Genomic DNA, 19,470 nt, shown 5'->3' with positions numbered 1-19,470 from the left:
AGAAAGGGCTTAAAAGATGACGAAAACAAATCGTTTGATATGGTGGGGACTTGTGTTTATATGGTGTGGTCTCATTTACTATTTTACAGAGTCTCCGCTATTTACTGGAGAGCAAACCGCGCAATGGATACGCCATTGGTTGAATTATTTTGGAATTGAAACGAACCGCCCTGTGAGCGATGGGGTATTTTCATGGAATTTTATTGTTCGTAAATGCGCTCATATGATCGTGTTTGGGACGTTTTCTTTTCTTGCATGGAAAGCGACAGCTTCTTATTGCTTCGCATGGTTGCTTACGCTCGTCTGTGCGATATTTGATGAATGGCATCAGTCGTTTCAGCCGAACCGAACGGCACTATTTTCTGACGTCATGATCGATATGGTCGGGGCAACGATCGTTTTATGGATCGTTTGGAAGACGAATAAGCGAGCATAGTCGCTCGCTTATTCGCTTATTTTCCGCCACTTCGAACCTCTCCCTTTACCGATTGGTGTAATTTTCTTCGCTTCCTTTAATTCATTCAAAACGCGATTAATTGTTGCTTCGCTAATGTCAGGACAAGCGTGGCGAATATCTCCCTTTGTAAAATATCCAACTTTTCCTTCAATAAAATCTTGAATGCGTTTTCGTTTGTTTCCGCGACCTGTTTCTATATAACCAACACGTTCTTCAAGCTTTTTATATGCGGCAACAATAATCGATAAGAAGTAATGTAGCCAAGGGAAAATGTCATTTTTCCCTTCATGCCAATGGATTGATGAGCGCTTTAGCACGTCGTAATATGTTTCTTTACTTTCTTCGATGAGTGTTTCCATACTAATGTAGCGACCGACTTCGTACCCGAATTTGTATAATAAAAGAAGAGTTAATAAACGTGACATCCGTCCATTGCCGTCGTGAAATGGATGAATGCAAAGGAAATCTAAAATGAAGGTTGCAATTGCGATTAATGGATGGATGTCGCTTTTTTGAGTTGTATGTTGAAAAGTCATGCAAAGAAGGCGCATATGTTCATCGGTTTGGAAAGCTGGTACAGGAATAAAACGGATAAACTTTTCGCCATTCGGGAGTGCTTCACTTATATAGTTATCTTGATTTTTCCACTCTCCACCTTGCGAAGGAACATACTCGTATAAATCGCGATGCAGTTGTTTAATGATAGAAGGGGATAGCGGAATGGCGTCGTATGATGCGTGGATCAATTTTAACACATTTCGGTATCCAGCAATTTCTCCTTCCGATCGATCCATCGGTACCGTCCGTTCAGCCATAATGCTTTTGAGACGTTTATCTGTAATAACAATCCCTTCAATTGCGTTTGATGATTTTGTTGATTGAATGATTGCTACATTTTTCAGCGTTTCAAGTATTTGAGGAGATTGTTTTTTGTATAAGTCTTGTTTTCCTTTATATTCATCAATTTTTGTCAGTAGTTGAATCGTTTCCATGGAGTATGGGAGATGTTTCAATAGCTCGTAATTGTATATGCGCATCATACCACCTCGTTTATAAATGATTATATTTAATTATAACATAGTGAACCTATTTTTATAAAAATATACTCATTACAAATTAAAAAACAAATTAAAAAAAGAGAACGTTTCGTTTTAAGCGAAACGTTCGTCTGCAGGAAAAACGATGCCTGTTTGTTTTCGTGCCTTTTCCATAATCTTCATTGTTGCGAGCGAGCGAGCGTGTGAGTTGATTGTTGATTCCTTTTCTTCTCGTTCGATGAGCGTCATAAATTCAAGTGCTTCGTAGTACATTGGCTCATGCAGTTGCGGAACGCTTATATCTTCTATACGCCCGTCGCGGTAATGAATATGGACGCGCGTTGGGGTATGGATCGTGTCGATTACGATTGTTCCTTCTTCCCCTTGAATTTCGGCAGGGGTATAAGAGTTTGCGATTTTTGAATACATAACAACTGCATCCATGTCGCCGTAATCAAGAATGATGCTGCCTTCGCCATCTACTCCAGAAGATAGTAGGACGCTATGCGCTTGAATTTCTTTTGGTTCTCCAAATAAAACAACGAGCGGATATAAGCAATACACGCCAAGATCCATTAATGCGCCGCTTGAAAAGGTGGGATTGAAGGCGTTTGCGACCGTTCCTTGCTTAAACGCATCGTAGCGCGAAGAGTATTGGCAATAACTTGCGACGTAACGACGGATGCGCCCGATTTTTGGCAAGTGATGTTGAATGGCTTGAAAGTTTGGCAAACACGTTGTTTTCATCGCTTCCATGAGTACGACATTATTTTTTCTTGCTGCTTCAATCATTGCTTCCACTTCTTTGACGTTAGAAGCGAGCGGTTTTTCACATATGACATGTTTGCCGTGATTCATAAGCATAATCGCCTGCTCGGCGTGAAAACAATTAGGGCTTGCGATATATACCGCATCGATATGTTCACTTGTTGCGAGCTCATGCAAGTTTGTAAACGTTTCAGTAGCACCTGTTTTTTCAGCGAAGGCGCTAGCTGTTTCTTGCTGGCGCGAATAAACGGCTTGTAAGTGAAAGGATGGCACTCGTTTCGCCGCCTGAATAAACGCTTCAGTAATCCAGTTTGTTCCGATTGTCGCAAAACGAATCATTTTTCGTCTCTCCCTTGTATATATGTCCAACCGTCTTGTTGGTACACTTTATTTTCTTTCATTAGCCGCCCGAGCGCGCGTTTAAATGCCGCTTTGCTCATATGAAAGCGGGTTTGAATGTCTTCCGGATCGCTTTTATCGCTATACGGCATCGCACCGCCACGGCTTTCAAGGTAATGGTAAATCGTTTCCGCATCGCTTTCTAAGCTTTCTTGTTTGCGCGGAAGCAACGAAACGTTAATCGTCCCATCTTCTTTCACAGCGATGATGCGCCCTTCGACAAGCTCTCCGAGGCGTGGTTCTCGTCTTCTTTGTGACTCGTGAATAAATCCGATATATCCGACATCTGTAATGAGAAACGATCCTGCTTTAATAAGGCGATAAATGCGTCCGCGCACGTTTGCATTAAATGCAGAAGGTGGTGCAGGGACGTGAATTTGTTTGATTACGTCATCGTCAGCAAGCTTGGCGAGGAGGCGACCTCGTTTATCTACTTGAAGCGAACAGTATAATTGATCTCCTTTTTCTGGCCAAAGCGTCGGAAGTGCCGGTAAGTCGTCGAGCGACAATAAGATGTCTTTTTCGATGCCAATATGAACGAACACACCTAAGTTCGGAACGACATCGACGACGTCGACCCAACCGTATGATGTTGTTGTGATTAGCGGTCGTTTCATTGTTGCACGCATCCGACCGTCGTGGTCATGATAAAGAAATACTTCGACTTCATCGCCTATTTGCAACGCATGTTCGCATTGGCTTTCATGAAGCAAGGCGCTTTCTTTTCCATTTGTGACGATGTAGCCGAACGGTTTTTGTTCTTTTACTTGCCATGTTACGATTTGTCCAATCATGTATCTCTTCCTTTTTATTTATCGTTTCGTTTTCATTGTACACGATAACATGTAAAGAAACAAAGGGATGTATCTTCTTTCCTTTTGACGTGTTACAATGGAAGAAAAAGCGTGGAGGTGGAATGTGTGAGCAAAGTAGCACGAAATGCGTTATGCCCGTGTGGAAGCGGAAAAAAATATAAACATTGTTGCGGCAATAACGTTGTGTCTATTCATGGACTTGTCGATCAAGATGTCGTTCAACATATGCACGAATTCATTCATTATGCAGCTTTTGAGCATGAACGGTTTTTGCAACGTGCGGCGGATGCGCGTATTCATAAGGAACAGACAGATGAAGAAACGTTGCCTGTGTTTCGGTTTTTTATCGGCATATGGGTTATGTTTTTCAAACGATATGAGAACGGTATGACGATTTTCGATTATTATTTGCGCACCGTTCGGAAACATACTGTTCGTCCGACTGTATATCATATCATTCAATCGTGGCGTCAGGCGTTTCCTACGTTTGTCCGCATAGATGAATTGCACGATTCGCATGCGACAGTAACCGATTTACTAACAGGGGAAACGAAGCATATGAAACTGCTTGATATGTCTGATGGATTTGAATTAAAAGAAGGACAAGCGCTCGCAGGCATTTTCGTGCCGCACGGTCAATACGTCACGTCTTTTGCGACGTTTTTCCCGTTGCCTCGCCCTTTGACGGAGCAGCTGCACGCATACATACAAGACGTTTGGGAAACGTGCGATAAACAATATGAACAATGGATTCACATGTATCCCGACACGTTGCAAAACGTATTGCATTTTTCTATTTTTGACTTCGACGCGGCAAACTTGTCGTCAAAACAAGAGCGAGTGTTTACATTATTTCAAGAAAACTTTCCGAGCCAAGTTCCTTCCGTCATCGATACGGCTCGTTTCATATGGGTTGAATATTGTCAAACGTGCCACCCTGTTATTCGAAAGCCAGAAGTATATGCGGCAGCGCTTCATTACATCATGGCGGATGCGATTTTAAACGAAAACGTTTCGAAAACACAGCTCGCTGCGCAATATGGCATTTCCACGAGCGCATTATCGAAACGGCTTGACGCATTTTACGACGTCTTTGAAGACATTGCCGAAAAGGTGAACGAACGGTTAGCAGAACTGTTTGATGATTGGGATGATGAATTTGATGATTGGGACGAAGACGATTGGGAAGATGATATATTTGAAGTGTGCGAAGACTGCGATGAAGATGAGTAAAGGGAGCGAATCGGCTCCCTTTTTTATATCAGTTCAATTCCTTCTAAAATCATGCTTGCGAAAAAGCCGCTAATGTGATGAAGTGCTTCAAGCACCGCTTTTGGATCGGCATGGAAAAAGTCTTTCATCATCGGCTGATTTTGTTCGTGAATGAAAGCAAAAATAAAATCTGTTTTGATGCGATTGCTTAATAATACAGGGCAGTAGCTTAGTTCAAGCTTCCGTTTCATATTTTCTTCGCCGCTAAAATGTTTTTGATACATGTCGCGCAACGTCGGCAATTGTTGTTCAATTTTCTGATGGGCGTCGGTAACCCACGCTTGCACAGCTTCTGCAGGGGGAAATTGTTTACTGAGTAAAATGAGTTCAAATATTTTGTTTAGCGCGAAACTTGATTCTGTCGCAAAAGCGACGTTCGCCAACAACAACGAAACGTATTCTTCTTCTGTTTTTGTTTCCATGCGCATTTTCATAAAAATCTCTAATATTTCGGAGTGTACTTTCGTCTTCGTCCAATCTTTTGTTAATTGTTGAACGAGAGCCATTACCGTGCGATTGACGGTATCGTTTGTCCATTGTTCCATGGCGTATGCAACCCTTTCTTATGCACATATGTATACCATTAGTTTACCAATGTTATGACGAAGAAGAAATAGTCAATTGTTATATTCATGTGATATGATTAATAATGTTGTCGAATGATCGAAGCGAAGGAGAGTTTTTTATGTCGTTTCAAACGATTCACATACTTGGAGTTCCATTTGTGCGCGCGACGATGGATGAAGTCGTTTCCGCGATTCACGCGCGCGTGAAGCAACAAAAGCCTTGTTTTATCGTTACGGCCAATCCTGAAATTGTTATGAAAGCAAATGAGGAGCCTACATATATGGCGACCATTCAGCAAGCGGATTATGTCGTCGCGGATGGCATCGGGGTCGTGAAAGCCGCTGAGCTGCTCGGAACGCCGCTTCCAGAGCGAGTGGCTGGCTACGACTTGCTTTGCCGCTGTTTGCAGCTTGCCGATGAGCACGAATATCGCGTATATATGATCGGCGCAAAAGAAGAAGTTGTACAAGCGGCAGCGAAACATGTGCGCGACCGCTATCCGAACGCTCGTTTAGTCGGGGTACGCAACGGCTACTTCGATTGGAACGATGAAACGATCATCGAAGAAGTGAAGCGAGCCGAACCAGATTTTGTTTTTGTCGCGTTAGGTATGGGGAAACAAGAACAGTGGATTTCTCAACATATACAGACAGTCGGACGCGGTGTATGGATGGGTGTCGGAGGTAGTTTTGACGTGCTTGCCGGCGTGGTGAAGCGCGCGCCTGAACTATGGATTCGTCTCCATTTAGAATGGTTGTATCGACTGTTAAAACAGCCGACGCGGGCGAAACGAATGCTTGCATTGCCGCGCTTTGCGTGGACCATCTTAAAACAGAAGGTTGTCGGAAAATGAGCCAGTCATTTATAAAAGGAACGATGATTTTAACGATCGGTACGATCATTTCGAAAGTGCTCGGCAGCATTTTTCGTATTCCATTGCAAAATATTGCAGGGGATAAAGTGCTCGGTATTTTCAGTCTCGTTTACCCGCTTTATATGGTTGCCTTAATTTTATCTGTCGCAGGCATTCCTATCGCGGTATCAAAATTAATTTCGGAAGCGCGCGCGCAGCAAAAAGAAGATGAAGTGGCGCGTCTCGTGCAGACGGCGAGCGTGTTGGCATTTAGTTTCGGTGTGCTCAGCTTTTCGCTCCTTGCAGGAGGCTCCTCATGGATCGCTCAAGCACTAGGTGGCGAGGAAGCGCAATGGGCGATTATCGTCGTCAGTACGACGTTACTTATCTCGCCGTATATGGCTGTATATCGCGGCTTTTTCCAAGGGCTCGAAGATATGAAGCCGACAGCTACGTCGCAAGTACTTGAGCAATTTGTGCGCGTTGCTTTTATTTTACTGCTTGCTTTTTATATGGTTCGCGCTGCGTATCCAGACGATGTCGTAGCAGGGGCGATCATGATCGGTTCACCGCTCGGTGCGCTTGCTAGCCTTATATATTTACGCATATTGTACCACCGTTCCCTTTATCGTCCGAAGCGCGTGAAACTTTCACGTGTGCAATGGATCAAGACGAGTCGAACGATTTTAGCTTTATCTATCCCGATTGCGCTCGGTGCGCTTGCGATGCCATTTTTAAATTTAGTCGATTCGCTCTCCGTCCCGATCGCCCTTCGTTGGCATGGGACAGAAGGAGGGGAAACGAGCTATTTATTTGGGTTGTATAGCCGTGGAACAGCGCTCGTGCAAATTGCGACCGTATTTTCATCTTCCCTTGTGCTCCCGCTCATTCCGCTGTTAAGTAAACAGCTAGCAAAAGGGGAAATAAACCGAGCACAGCAAACGATCGAACAGTCGTTTCGTCTATCCCACTTTTTATCATGGCCCATGGCGGCAGGACTCGCCGCTTTAACCGTTCCGCTCAACGTCGCTTTATTTACAAATGACGAAGGAAGCGCGACGATGGCGGTCGTGTTGGCAAGTTCTCTATTTACATCATTCGCGTTGCTTGGGACAGGCATTTTACAAGGTATTGGCGAGTCGAAACGAGCTGCTTTCATTATTTTAATAGGCTGTCTCGTGAAATGGGGGACAAACGTTTTATTTATTTCACGGTACGGCTTAATCGGTGCCGGCATTTCGACGTTTGTCACATATGCGTTTATTACGTGGGCAAATCATTATGCGATTCGTCGGCGCATTCCGCTCGCATTTTGGAATCGCCAAGCGATCATTTACGCACTCGCCTCACTCATGATGGGCGCATGTTTATTTTTCATTTCCCCAACGACTAGTAGAATGGCTTCTCTCGCTTATGTAGCGGCGGCAACGATCGGAGGGGGCTTGCTTTATGTTGGAGTGGTTTTTGCGCTCGGTGGCGTTACGCTCCAGCAAATGCGCCAATGGTTGAATCAAACGAAGAAGGGATGAAACAAGTGAAAAAATGGTTGTTATTTATTATAGCGATTTCGCTCGTGCTCATCGCCCCGGCGGTAGGTAAGCGGCATGAAGTAGAGTGGAACAATCGGACGTATGAAATCATCATGCCGTATGACGAAATTGAGGTGTGGCTGCAACAAGATAGCGAACATGTGTGGAAGAAGCTGAAAGAAGCTGGGTTAACGACGGTGAGCGTTGAAGCAGAAACGCTCGAGTCACTTGAAAAATCAGGACATGTGTTATTGTTAAAGATGGACGAATGGAAGCATACGCTCGTGTTATTAAATGAACGTGTCGATCAAATGCCATCGCGCGGACTTGTTGTGTATGCGCTTAACGATGCGTTCCCAGTCGCTTCGTCATTACGCGACACGTTCGGTGATGATGTCCGAGAAGTTGAAATCAATCAAAAAACGTACTATGTCATTGAAGGAAATGCGAAAAAAATTGAGCGCGTGCCGCTCGGATACGATGAAGCAAAAGTCGCCCATGTCATCGAACGCGGCTTTATGGTTGTACTTCGCATTCCAGATGCGCGCGATATGAATGAAGGGAGCGTCCGCGTGCTCCAACAAGTGGAATCGTTAAAAAATGAACATATGTCAAAGCTGCTTCCTACTGGTGAACAAGTAGCAGGCTACCCGTCTGATGTGGAAAAGTGGGGAGAAAGATGGAAGCGTGCAGGATATGCTTTATTGTCAACGGAGTTTTATGAAGCGAAAGGGTTGACGACATTAGCGAAAGCGATGGATGTGCACGTTGTTCGATTGCATAGTTTAAATTTAGAGCAGCGAAAGCCAAATGAAGCGGTTGATGTAGCGATTCGTGCGATTAAAGAGCGCAACATTCGCGCCCTATTTATTCGCCCGCATACATCCGAAGAAATAGCACAAAATATTGAAAAAACCGTTTCCGTCATGAAACAAATCGTTCAACATATGCCAAGCCACTATACGCTCGGAAAAAGTGAACCGTTTGCGCCAGTAGAACGGTCGTCTATGGCAACTATTGGCTTAATTGTTGGGACGACGGCTTTCCTTTTTCTCGCTATTCGTTCGCTCGTTTCGCCGTTATGGGCATTTGTGGCGGCAGGAGGGGCGTTCGCTCTTAGCGTGGCTGGTGCATTTCTCGCGATTGATTTAGCTTGGAAAGCACTTGCTTTACTTGTAGCGATTGTGACACCTGTTTACGCTGCCAAGCCTTCTTCCGTCCAAGAAGGATGGCGCGGAACGATGATGGCATATAGTCGTGCGATTGTCATTTCGTTTGCCGGGATTAGCTGGATTGTAACGATGTTGTATGGAAACGAGTATATCGCTTACGTTGGCGAAGGATTTCGTGGGGTAAAGCTCGTTTATGTCGTTCCGATTGTAGCGATGGTCGCACTCGTTTTACCTTCAATCGTTCAAGAGCCGATTTTACCTTTCATGAAGCGGCTATGGAAGCATCCGATTACTGTCGGACATGTCGTGCTTAGCTTGATCATTTTCGCTCTGTTGGCGTATTACGTCTTGCGCTCTGGCAATACAGGAACGGCGAGTGCGTTTGAACTAGCAGCGAGACAAAAATTAGAAGAATGGTTGTACGTACGTCCGCGCACGAAAGAATTTTTGCTCGGTTTTCCAGCCTACGTGCTCGCTTTAGCGGTCATAAACCGACAAAAGCAACTAGGTGCTGTTCTTCTTGTTGTAGGAACGATCGGCTGGTTGTCGATGATCAATACATTTACACATTTACACATACCGCTCTTCATTTCATTTATTCGCACGATGTATAGCCTCGGGCTCGGATTTGTATTCGGTGTCGTGCTCATTTATGCTTATCGTTCGGTGTGGAAATGGAAAAAGGTGATACGATGAACGTTGTAATTTCTGGCTATTACGGTTTTCATAACGTGGGAGACGAAGCCATTTTATATGCGATTATTCAGGCGCTTCGTGCGCACGATCCGCATGTGCAAGTGACAGTTTTGTCGAACGACCCATCGTTTACGGAACGAACGTACGGTGTTCGTGCAGTAAATCGCTGGCGAATAAACGACATCATTCAAGCGCTCCGCGAAAGTGATGGTTTGATTAGCGGCGGTGGCAGCTTACTTCAAGATCAAACGGGCTGGCGCAGCATTCCGTATTACACTGGGATTATGCAACTAGCGAAATGGCTAGGAAAGCCGGTGATGGTGTATGCGCAAGGAATGGGGCCTGTCAATAAAAAACAAAATCAATGGCTAATGAAATGGACGCTTAATCAAGTCGATCGCATCACAGTGCGCGATGAGCCTTCCGCTCGGTTATTGCATACGTTAGGTGTAAAACGGTCGATTGCGGTCGTACCTGATCCAGTAATGGGACTGAAGCCGCCGACGTCGCCAACGACGTGGTGGAACGAACAATCGTTTACCCGTCCAGTCATTGCCGTTTCGGTGCGCGATTGGCCGCGCGGTCGTGATTTTAAAAGAAAAATAGCGGCAGCGCTCGATCGATCTGTACAAGCCGGATATCACGTTGTATTTATCCCGATGCACGGACGTCATGATGATGAAACGTCCCGTCGTGTGCTTCAGATGATGACGGAACATGCGGTCGTAGCGCCGCATGACGCAAGCATTGAAGAGAAAATGGCGATCATTCAAAGTGCTCATTTGCTTGTAGGTATGCGCCTACACGCCCTTATTTTTGCAGCGGTCGCCCATACGCCATTTATCGCTTTGTCGTACGATCCGAAAATTGATGCGTTTGCCGAGCAAGCAAACCAACCGGTGTTTGCGCATGTCGAACGAGACGACTGGGACGGCGAAGCGCTATTTTCCTATATTCAGCAATGTATGCATGAACGAGAAGAACGAAAAGAAACGATGGCTCGCGCGGTCGCGCTACTTCAACAACATGCACAACAAACAGCCGCACAAGCGCTCGCTTTATTCCGAAATAAAAATTAGGTCATTAGGCCTAATTTTTATTTTGTTTATATAATTTTTATGAATCGTCTGATAAAATAGAAAACAATATATACATATTTGTTTCGTAAGGAGCGTGGATGAGGCGGTGTTTACGTTAGGGAAAAAGTTGCTTAATCGCTTGCCTTTTAGTAAAAAGTTCATGTTGTTGGCAATCATTTTTATGTTTACTCTTTTTATGATTAGCGTGTTGTACGTTCGGCTATTGACGCAAAAAGCGACGGTAATTGAACGAGAAAGCGAAGGAATTGCATATATCGCTCCGATGATTGACGCGATGTATAGTTTACAAAAGCATCGTGAATATACGACGACCGTTTTGTTAGGACATGGGAAAGAAGAACATGTAGCGGAAGCGCAAAAGATGATAAAAAAATCGGTTGACTCGCTGCAAGCTGTGCATCAAAAGAAACGCGCTTCATTTATTGACGAACAACAGTGGAAACAGCTTATTCAACAAATAAACGATATACAACAAAACTGGACGACGTTTACCGTTTCTGAAGCGACAAAACGTCACAACGCGCTCATTTATGATGTGCAAAAAATGTTGCTTTACATCGCTGACCGCTCGAACGTCTCGCTCGATAACGATATGAACAATCATTATTTAGCCCGCTTGTTCGTTGAGCACGTTCCGTTGTTAACGGAAACGATTGGCGGCGCGCAGTCATACGCGGCAGAGCTGACGCTAAAGAGCGAATTGTACGAAATTGAACGTTCGAAAATGACGTATTGGACGAACGTACTAGAAACGGCGATGCAAACGGTCAGCCGCTCAACCGCTCCGCTCTTTGCCGACGAACAAGCGATGCGGAAAAAAGTGCAACAATACAACGATATTATTGCGACAGATTTATTAAGCATGACGAGCTTGTTTCAACGTGAATTTTTACAAACGAATCGCATCTCGCTTACCTCTGTCGATTTATACGAAAAAACGAACGGCGCACATGAAACGTTGCATGAGCTTGCCCGTTTTTCACTTCAAGCTTTCCAGCAGCACTTAGATCGCGAATATCGTGCCGTCATGTTTGAAAAATGGGTGACGATCGGTTTTGGAGCGTTTGCGGTGGCGGTTGTCATTTACTTATTTATCGCGTTTTACATGGCGGTGCGCGAGCAAATTGTCGCCATTGAACAGGCGAGCATGCAGGCGGCAAATGGGGATTTAACGGTGCAAATGCCCGTTTCTTCAAACGATGAGTTTGCGCATATTGCCCAATCGTTTCACTCGCTTATCGCTTCGTTTCGTGCGATGATTAGCGCCAATCAACAACTTTCTCGCGATGTGTCCGCGTCGGCGCATGAGCTCACCGCCATTACGGAGGAGGCGGCGCAAGCGATGGAGCAAGTTGGGGCGACGATGGAAGAAGTGGCGTCGGGATCAAGCAAGCAGCGCGCCTGGGCGCAGCAAAATGCTGAATCTGTCCAAACGCTCGTCGATGACACAAACTACATTTTATCGCGCTCACAACAGGCGGCAGAAGCGGCTCGGGCGATGACGGCAGAAGCGGAAAAAGGAACGGCCGCTATGGATAAAATGATCGAGCAAATGAAAACAATGAACGGCTTTATTACGCAATCGAGCGAATGGATTCAAGCGTTGCATCAACGATCAGCCGATATTGCTCAAATGGCGACGATGATTACACATATTGCTGAACAAACGAACTTGTTGGCGTTAAACGCTGCCATTGAGGCGGCGCGCGCAGGCGAGCACGGCCGCGGATTTGCGGTTGTCGCGGATGAAGTAAGAAAATTGGCAGAACAATCGTCTTTATCGGCGAAGCAAATACGTGAACTATTGCAAGAAGTGCAAACGGATACGTCACAATCGGTTGAAGCGATGGAGCACGTGCGCAAAGAATCGGAAAAAAGCATGGTGCTAGCGCGCGAAGCAGACGATACGTTCGATCGCATTCAACAAACAACGAACGACGTGATGGTTCAAATGGACGACGTCGCCCAAAAGATCGCCGTTATGACGAGCGCTTTTGATGAGCTAGCATTAACGATGAAAGAGACGGAAGCGATCGCTCAAGAAGCAGAGCAACAAACGCAAACGGCGGCAGCGGCGCACGAACAGTTGCTTTCCGCCGTGCAAGAAATTGCGGCAAATGTGCAAACGTTAAGCGACAAAGCGCAACATTTAGCGGAAAAAGGAAAGCAGTTTACCGTATAATCTCGGAGTTTTCCGAGATTTTTTATTGTTAAAATTATGAAAATTCATTATAATAAATGGCGAACATACATTTGTGAGGGGGAGTTATGATGGAACGGATGGAAGAGTACATTATTATGGAGGAAACGGCTGCGCTCGTGCCGCAATACGATGAATATGGCCGGCTCGGCACAATCGTGTATGAATTGTACAATACGTACGAAGTAGAGCAATCACCGAAACAAATTATGGAACAAAGCTGCCGTTACTACGGAAGTACGTATGAAGGAAAAGTGCATGCAGCAAAACATATTCTCGGCATTCGGCAAATGGTTCCTGTCTCCGTTTGTGAAGCGCTTCGGCTCTACTTCTTTCCAACATGTTCTCCTGACAGCGATCGATGCATATGGATTGCACAATCCCACATCAAGACGATACAGCCATATGAGAAAAAGAAAACGAAAGTCATTTTAAAAAATAAACAAGAACTCATTGTCGACATACAAAAAGGGACGTTGGAAGGGAAAATGTATAAAACAGCGATGCTCATTTTTATTTTACAACAAAGAATAGTGAATAACTATGAAAAATAGTGTATAATATCTCGGTAGTACGACAGAAAAGGAGACGATGATGAGGACGTTGCGTGGACATCATTTATTATGTGTGCATGGGTTTCAAGGGATGGGATATAGCGAATCGTTTGTGGAAAAGATGAGTGAAATTGTCGCGTTCATGCGCGATCCCGATAGCGATGTGCCGATTCGTGTCATCGCTGCTCTCGATGAGGCGTGTTATGCATGTCCGCATCATGGGATCGACCGTTGCGAAGCAGATGAAAACTCGAACGAGCACGTATTGGCGATGGATCGGCGCGTGCTTAACCATTTACAGATCGAAGAACGAGGAGTTTATATGAAGTCAGAGCTCATCGAACGAACGAAGCGGGCCGTTGAGCCGGATGATTTAGATGTGCTTTGCGCCGGATGTTCATGGCTATCGTATGGTGTGTGCAAAGAAGGAATACGAAAATTGAAAAATTTTTCTGACAAAAACAAATAAAGATGTGCTATGATAAGAAAATAAGTTGACTTGCTTACGATGAAACGTAAAATAGCGGCTTATACAGCTGTTATTTTTATAGAAAAATAGAAAGAAAGGGTTATCGCATATGAAAGTCGCAAAATTTGGAGGAAGTTCTGTTGCCAATGCACAGCAATTTCAAAAAGTAGCCAACATCATTACAGCGGATGACGCGCGCAAATTTGTTGTTGTTTCTGCGCCGGGCAAGCGATGCAAAGATGATACGAAGATAACAGATTTATTAATTACGCTTGCAAAAAAAGTAATCGAACATGACATATACGAAGGGGTGCTTGCGCAAGTTGTCGCACGTTATGATGAAATCGTCACCGATTTGCATTTGTCGCGCGACATTTTAGATGTCATTTCTGCCCATTTACAACAACTCATCGATACGTATCATGATCAGCCAGAACGTTTACTCGATGCGTTAAAAGCGAGCGGGGAAGATAACAATGCAAAACTGATGGCGCATTACCTCCGCCAGCTCGGTTATGAAGCGCATTACGTCAGTCCGAAAGACGCAGGCATTTTCGTCACAGACGAACCGGGCAATGCGCAAGTATTACCTGAGTCATACGAACAGCTCGCCAAATTAAATGAACGAAGCGGCATTTTAGTCATTCCTGGCTTTTTCGGCTATTCGCGCTCTGGGCATATCGTGACGTTTCCGCGCGGCGGTTCGGACATTACAGGTTCGATTGTGGCGGCAGGTGTTGGAGCAGAGCTGTATGAAAACTTTACGGACGTTGATTCCATTTATTGCGTCAATCCGTCGATCGTTGAGCATCCGTGCCAATTAAAAGAATTGACGTATCGTGAAATGCGCGAATTGTCGTATGCCGGTTTTTCTGTTTTTCACGATGAAGCGCTTGAGCCTGTATATCGCCGTGGTATTCCAGTATGTGTGAAAAACACGAACAATCCAGAAGCGCCAGGAACGATGATCGTCGCCACGAGAGATCACCGCGAGCGCCCTGTGGCGGGCATCGCAAGCGACACCGGCTTCTGCAGCATTAACGTCAGCAAATATTTAATGAACCGCGAAATCGGATTTGGACGCCGCCTGTTGCAAATTTTAGAAGACGAAGGCATTTCATATGAACATACACCATCAGGCATTGATAACATGTCTGTCATTTTACGTGAAGAACAATTAGCTGGCGACGTCGAGCGACGCGTATTAAATCGCATCGTAAACGAATTGCGCGTAGATGAAGTGTCGATTGAACGCGATTTGGCGCTTATTATGGTCGTCGGTGAAGGGATGGAGCGGAGCGTCGGTATTGCGGCGAAAGCGACGGCAGCTTTTGCTCGGGCGAACGTCAACATCGAAATGATTAACCAAGGTTCATCTGAAGTGAGCATGATGTTTGGCGTGAAGGCGGATGCGGTCGAAAGAGCAGTGCGCGCGCTATATGAAGTATATTTCTAATCGTATAAAAATGGAATAATCGAACAAAATAACCATAGCACACATAAGGGAGGAAAAAACATGCGCGTGCTATGGTTATTCATTTGTCTTTTATTTGCCGCACCGGTGCAAGCGGCCATTTCGGAAGAAGCGTTGCGGCAATACGTCCATGACATCGGGTGGACGATGGACGACTTAACACGTTATTTAGCAAAATGGAATATGACAATCGACCATTTTTCTTCATTGGAAGCGCTGAAAAAACAATTAGGCACTCCGATCACACCAGAGCGCCTGGATGAGCTATTGCTCCGTTACGAAATGACGAAAGAGGAAGCCGAAGCGCTTCTCGGGCAGTTTGGTGAAAAATTGCAACAATATACATTTATTGAAGATTTATCATACGCTTTATCGTTTTATCGCGATCGTTACGAAACGATGCAAGCGATGACGGACATTTTAGCGACAATCGGGCTAACCGAAGATGAAATTCGCCGCCTGTTTGAACGAACTCCTTCGTCGGCGAAACAGAAGCTCGAACGGCTCGACAAAGATGTGCAAGCGCTCGTGTTGCGCGATTCAGCGACACCGCTTACAAATAAAGAGCGACACGCGTTGTATGCACTTTGGAACGAATGGTTATCTCTTTACGGGCTGCAAGCAAACGTGTACGAAGTGACTTCCGAAGGGAGAAAGCCCATTTCTTTTGAGCAACTCCAAACGGTGCATGCCCCTGTCGTGATGGAATGGTACGACGATGAAGGCCGCTTTGTTGCCGATTTATATATCCCGTACGAGCGGCTCCATTCAAGCACGCTTATTGATGCAAGCGAGCAACTCGCCCATATTGGCATGATGGCGCTCGATTTAGAAAGCGGTCTCCTTGTCGCGCGCATGCCAAAAACAGCTTCTTCGTATGGAATAAACATGCTCATTGGCTTCGTTTTCCTTTTCATTAGTTTCGTGTTATGGAAGAAGGCGAGAACATGCGAGCCGTTGCGATAGCGTTGTTTCTTTTTGGGGCTTCGCTCATTTGGGCGAATGCGACGAATTGGTATGAGGCGTATGAAGCTGTCCAACGAACGGATCGTCCGCCCGATCCGACAAATGATGCGATTGGGATGCTGTCAATTCCGAAGTTGCGCCTTGCCATGCCCGTTTATGAAGGAACGACGGAGCAACAGTTGCGGCGAGGGGTCGGGTACGATGAGCGAAGTGCGCTTCCCGGACAAGGCAATCATACAATTTTAGCGGGACATCGCGATACGGTGTTTCGTCCGCTTGAGCGTATTCAAGTCGGTGACGAGCTAGTCATCAAAACAAACAGCGGCACATGGACGTATGTCGTTCAACATATTCGCATCGTTTCACCCGACGACCAGACGGTTCTCGTTCCGAAAGCGCATCCGACGTTGACGCTTATTACATGTTATCCGTTTCAATGGATTGGGCATGCTCCAAAACGATACGTTGTCGTAGCGAAACAAAAAATGAGAGGCTGATTGATGTTCGTCAGCCTCTTTTCGTGTGCATTTGTTCTTTAAACTGCTGCAACAACGTCTCCCCGTGCAGCCCGCGTTGAACTAAATCTTCTAAAACAACTTCAGCTAAATTCGAGCGCTTGACGAGCACTGCATCCATTAATACGCTTATTCGTTCACCCATCATCGTAACGGAGCGAACGGTTGCGCGTACATGAGCTGGATCGTTTGTCTTTCGGGAAATCGTCACGAGCGCATCAAATGTCGTCCCCTTTTCTTTCAGCGACGTGAATAGCTTATGATACGTTTGCTCGACATACGCTTCCACAAGCCAGCGTTGGTTTTCATCTTCTTTATTAATCATTAAGCCATCAATGAGCGGAATGTCTTGCTTTTGCTCATGCAACAATGTAAGGGCAACGAGCTTAAATGTTTTCACCGCATCCACCTCGCAATATGAGTTGTCTTCATTATACCATACGAAAACGTGCAGAAAAAAATCAAACAAAAAGTGAAAATTGAATTTTCGGGCGCTTTTTTCACGAAATATAGCTGAAAAACGGCAAAAAATTTTAAAAAACGGCTTGAAAATTCAAAAATCGTTATTTTACATCATTTTTTTCTTTTCGTATCATATGAGACAAGGAGGTGATACACAATTCCTCTCATTTCCTTCCAAAATGCGTCCTCTACTGCTCCCTCACAAATTGGCTAGCACCCCTTGCTAGCCTCTTTTTTTCAATTGACCGTCCATAGGGGGAGTGATATGCTAGGGAGTAAAGAAAGGGGTGAAGCGAAGTGGAAGATCAAGTTGTTCAAGCTGTCAAAGAATTGCTTTACGAAGTGCGTGAAATGCGTCAAGAGATGGAAGCTTTCAAACAAGAAATACGCCAAGAGATGCAAAGTTTCAAACAAGAAATACGCCAAGAGATGCAAAGTTTCAAACAAGAAATACGTCAAGAAATGGAATCTTTCAAACAAGAGATGCGTCAAGAAATGGAATCTTTCAAACAAGAGATGCGTCAAGAAATGGAAACTTTCAAACAAGAAATACGTGAAGAAATAAGGGAATTGCACGTGCGCATCGGAAAGCTAGAAACGAAAGTGGACAAGCTGCATGACAAATTTGAATTGCACGCGCAAAAACAATGGCAAACAGAAGCGGACGTGTATCGATTGAAAAAGTTAATTGGGATTGAATAAAGGGCAGATACGCCCCTTTTTTTGTATATACGAACTTTTTCCTTTTCTTTTGGCAACACAGCTTGTGCGTAGAGAGCAAACGGAGCGAGAAGAGCCTCACTCCGTTTTTATTTTAACGCATCGATCATTTCATCAATCATTTTCACCACTACATGTTCGACTCGTTTCCGTTTATGCGCAGGCAGCGACTGTAGCGCATACAATCGCTCAGCAAGCTCGCGCTGTTCGTTCATGTAGCGAATGAGCGACAATAGTTGGTCGTTCATCTCGCTCGTTCCATATGCTAGTTGTACCTCATGTAAAAGCTGCTTATCGGTCGGCGGCTTCCCAAGCAAAAAGTCGATGCTGACCGAAAAAAGTTCGCTCATATCGATAAGCGACTTGATATCTGGAAGCACTTCACCGTTTTCCCATTTGCTCACTTTCGAACGAGAAACGTTCAGCCGCTGCGCTAATTGCTCTTGCGTCCAATGATGCGCTTTACGCAGCCGTTTAATTTGTTCACTGACGTATTGTAACATCGTCTTCCACCAAATTCCCTTTTTCTTTTTACAATAGAGGAATAAAAGGGATTGTTTTGTTCTTTTTAAGCACAAAAATAAAATATGTTCGAAAATAGAACAAAAATCGACGATTCATTTGTCGAAAAAAGTTGATTGAATATTCATAAAATGTAAAAATATACATTGGAAAAACTTGAAGGAGATGATGAATGGTGAATATTTATTTTGCAAATTTTATTATCCACGAAGTGAAACGGGGTGGGGAGCTATGCGAAGTACTCATTAAGGAAAAGCCGCATCCTCCGTTTCATGCATCACGAACGATCGAGCCAATTCACTTTTCTGATTCACTTCAGTTTATTTCACCGCCAACCGCCAAACAGCCGTTAGATCCTGTTCGCTATCGTCTCATTACATGCACCACGAAAGATGATGTATTTTTATTTTTTAAAACGATTGATGAACAAATGATGATCATCGTCACCTTTTTATTTAGTAAAGGAAAAGCGCAAATTAGCGTGCGACGTTGGAATGACTTCGAGAAGCAATATGTCCCCGCATCGATGAACGACCTCACCGCAGTTGAAGAGCGAGCAATCCAATGCACTTTCCGTTCCGTATCTATTCGTTCTGGGCAAAAAATTCGATACTGTTTGTTTTGATATGTGCTACATGAGGTAAAAAAATTTATATAAAAAATAAAAATATGTTTGTTAAACGGGAGAAATGATGCTAAAATATAACTGTAGTACTATTTCCTTCTGTTTACGATAGAGAGCGGTTGGTGGCCAGAGGCAAGGAAAAGGGGCTGATGAAATTCATCAGCCCCTTTTCAGACTGTTGAAAAACGATTTTGTCAAGGACAAAATCGTTTTTCTTTTGTTAATATGTTAAAGGAAAACTATGAAGAAGGAGAGGTAGAAGTATGTACCGTCCTTTCTCCAAGTCAGAATTGAAAAA

At 44.6% G+C, this 19,470-nt stretch carries 20 protein-coding genes; 14 read left to right on the top strand and 6 right to left on the bottom strand.

The genetic code is table 11. The features are described 5' to 3' along the window. The first annotated feature begins 16 nt into the window (after positions 1-16). A complete protein-coding gene (locus K1I44_RS04450) occupies positions 17-436 on the top strand; it encodes a VanZ family protein (protein ID WP_219985390.1) in 420 nt (139 codons plus the stop codon). A gap of 8 nt (positions 437-444) precedes the next feature. Here the strand turns inward: K1I44_RS04450 and K1I44_RS04445 are convergent, their stop codons facing one another. The 3 genes from K1I44_RS04445 to K1I44_RS04435 form a co-directional block, all read right to left on the bottom strand. Beyond that, complete coding sequence (locus K1I44_RS04445) at positions 445-1,497, bottom strand: Fic family protein (RefSeq protein WP_219985389.1); 1,053 nt, start codon at positions 1,495-1,497, stop codon at positions 445-447. Positions 1,498-1,608: 111 nt separating this feature from the next. Beyond that, complete coding sequence (locus K1I44_RS04440) at positions 1,609-2,601, bottom strand: Gfo/Idh/MocA family protein (protein ID WP_219985388.1); 993 nt, start codon at positions 2,599-2,601, stop codon at positions 1,609-1,611. Then, positions 2,598-3,455, bottom strand: coding sequence for a CvfB family protein (locus tag K1I44_RS04435; protein WP_219985387.1), 858 nt, complete (start codon positions 3,453-3,455; stop codon positions 2,598-2,600). Before K1I44_RS04435 ends, K1I44_RS04440 begins: the two co-directional genes overlap by 4 nt. A 126-nt stretch (positions 3,456-3,581) precedes the next feature. Between K1I44_RS04435 and K1I44_RS04430 the strand changes: the two genes are divergently transcribed. After that, positions 3,582-4,709, top strand: coding sequence for a YecA family protein (locus K1I44_RS04430; protein WP_219985386.1), 1,128 nt, complete (start codon positions 3,582-3,584; stop codon positions 4,707-4,709). Positions 4,710-4,732: 23 nt separating this feature from the next. Here K1I44_RS04430 and K1I44_RS04425 read toward each other — a convergent pair whose 3' ends face one another. Beyond that, the gene (locus K1I44_RS04425; RefSeq protein WP_219985385.1) at positions 4,733-5,293 is read right to left on the bottom strand and encodes a hypothetical protein; all 561 of its coding nucleotides are present in this window, start codon (positions 5,291-5,293) and stop codon (positions 4,733-4,735) included. 140 nt (positions 5,294-5,433) lie between these two features. Between K1I44_RS04425 and K1I44_RS04420 the strand changes: the two genes are divergently transcribed. The 10 genes from K1I44_RS04420 (at position 5,434) to K1I44_RS04375 (ending at position 16,825) form a co-directional block, all read left to right on the top strand. Then, positions 5,434-6,168: a WecB/TagA/CpsF family glycosyltransferase gene (locus tag K1I44_RS04420; protein WP_003398081.1), complete on the top strand. Its 735-nt coding sequence runs from the start codon at positions 5,434-5,436 to the stop codon at positions 6,166-6,168. Beyond that, positions 6,165-7,697, top strand: coding sequence for a putative polysaccharide biosynthesis protein (locus K1I44_RS04415; RefSeq protein WP_219985384.1), 1,533 nt, complete (start codon positions 6,165-6,167; stop codon positions 7,695-7,697). Before K1I44_RS04420 ends, K1I44_RS04415 begins: the two co-directional genes overlap by 4 nt. After that, positions 7,694-9,565 carry a DUF5693 family protein gene (locus K1I44_RS04410; RefSeq protein WP_255573225.1) on the top strand — a complete coding sequence of 624 codons (1,872 nt, stop codon included), beginning with the start codon at positions 7,694-7,696 and terminating at the stop codon, positions 9,563-9,565. The genes K1I44_RS04415 and K1I44_RS04410 overlap by 4 nt, the downstream gene beginning before the upstream one ends. After that, the gene (gene csaB, locus K1I44_RS04405; RefSeq protein ID WP_219985382.1) at positions 9,562-10,644 is read left to right on the top strand and encodes a polysaccharide pyruvyl transferase CsaB; all 1,083 of its coding nucleotides are present in this window, start codon (positions 9,562-9,564) and stop codon (positions 10,642-10,644) included. Before K1I44_RS04410 ends, csaB begins: the two co-directional genes overlap by 4 nt. A gap of 94 nt (positions 10,645-10,738) precedes the next feature. Continuing rightward, positions 10,739-12,847 carry a methyl-accepting chemotaxis protein gene (locus K1I44_RS04400; protein WP_219985381.1) on the top strand — a complete coding sequence of 703 codons (2,109 nt, stop codon included), beginning with the start codon at positions 10,739-10,741 and terminating at the stop codon, positions 12,845-12,847. A gap of 86 nt (positions 12,848-12,933) precedes the next feature. Next, positions 12,934-13,419 (top strand): competence protein ComK, encoded by a 486-nt coding sequence (locus K1I44_RS04395; protein WP_255573213.1) that lies wholly within the window; start codon positions 12,934-12,936, stop codon positions 13,417-13,419. Between the two features lie 40 nt (positions 13,420-13,459). Beyond that, positions 13,460-13,888 (top strand): DUF1284 domain-containing protein, encoded by a 429-nt coding sequence (locus tag K1I44_RS04390; protein WP_219985478.1) that lies wholly within the window; start codon positions 13,460-13,462, stop codon positions 13,886-13,888. Positions 13,889-13,997: 109 nt separating this feature from the next. Then, positions 13,998-15,344: an aspartate kinase gene (locus K1I44_RS04385; RefSeq protein WP_219985380.1), complete on the top strand. Its 1,347-nt coding sequence runs from the start codon at positions 13,998-14,000 to the stop codon at positions 15,342-15,344. Between the two features lie 60 nt (positions 15,345-15,404). Next, entirely contained in the window at positions 15,405-16,328 is a 924-nt protein-coding gene (locus K1I44_RS04380) for a processed acidic surface protein (protein WP_219985379.1), read from the top strand. After that, positions 16,310-16,825, top strand: a complete 516-nt coding sequence (locus K1I44_RS04375; RefSeq protein ID WP_219985378.1) for a class D sortase — start codon at positions 16,310-16,312, stop codon at positions 16,823-16,825. Before K1I44_RS04380 ends, K1I44_RS04375 begins: the two co-directional genes overlap by 19 nt. Before the next feature lie 10 nt (positions 16,826-16,835). Here K1I44_RS04375 and K1I44_RS04370 read toward each other — a convergent pair whose 3' ends face one another. Further along, entirely contained in the window at positions 16,836-17,243 is a 408-nt protein-coding gene (locus K1I44_RS04370; protein WP_370627957.1) for a YwpF-like family protein, read from the bottom strand. Positions 17,244-17,602: 359 nt separating this feature from the next. Here K1I44_RS04370 and K1I44_RS04365 point away from each other — a divergent pair, with 359 nt between their 5' ends. Next, a complete protein-coding gene (locus K1I44_RS04365; protein ID WP_219985376.1) occupies positions 17,603-18,007 on the top strand; it encodes a DUF1640 domain-containing protein in 405 nt (134 codons plus the stop codon). 107 nt (positions 18,008-18,114) lie between these two features. Here K1I44_RS04365 and K1I44_RS04360 read toward each other — a convergent pair whose 3' ends face one another. Beyond that, positions 18,115-18,528 (bottom strand): helix-turn-helix domain-containing protein, encoded by a 414-nt coding sequence (locus K1I44_RS04360; RefSeq protein ID WP_219985375.1) that lies wholly within the window; start codon positions 18,526-18,528, stop codon positions 18,115-18,117. Positions 18,529-18,719: 191 nt separating this feature from the next. Between K1I44_RS04360 and K1I44_RS04355 the strand changes: the two genes are divergently transcribed. Beyond that, positions 18,720-19,172, top strand: coding sequence for a hypothetical protein (locus K1I44_RS04355; protein ID WP_219985374.1), 453 nt, complete (start codon positions 18,720-18,722; stop codon positions 19,170-19,172). Positions 19,173-19,470 lie beyond the last annotated feature (298 nt).

It is taken from the genome of Anoxybacillus sp. ST4 (assembly GCF_019448545.1).
Lineage (GTDB): Bacteria > Bacillota > Bacilli > Bacillales > Anoxybacillaceae > Anoxybacillus > Anoxybacillus pushchinoensis.
Note: the sequence above shows the minus strand (reverse complement) of the source record. Positions and strands in the feature narration are given on the sequence as shown.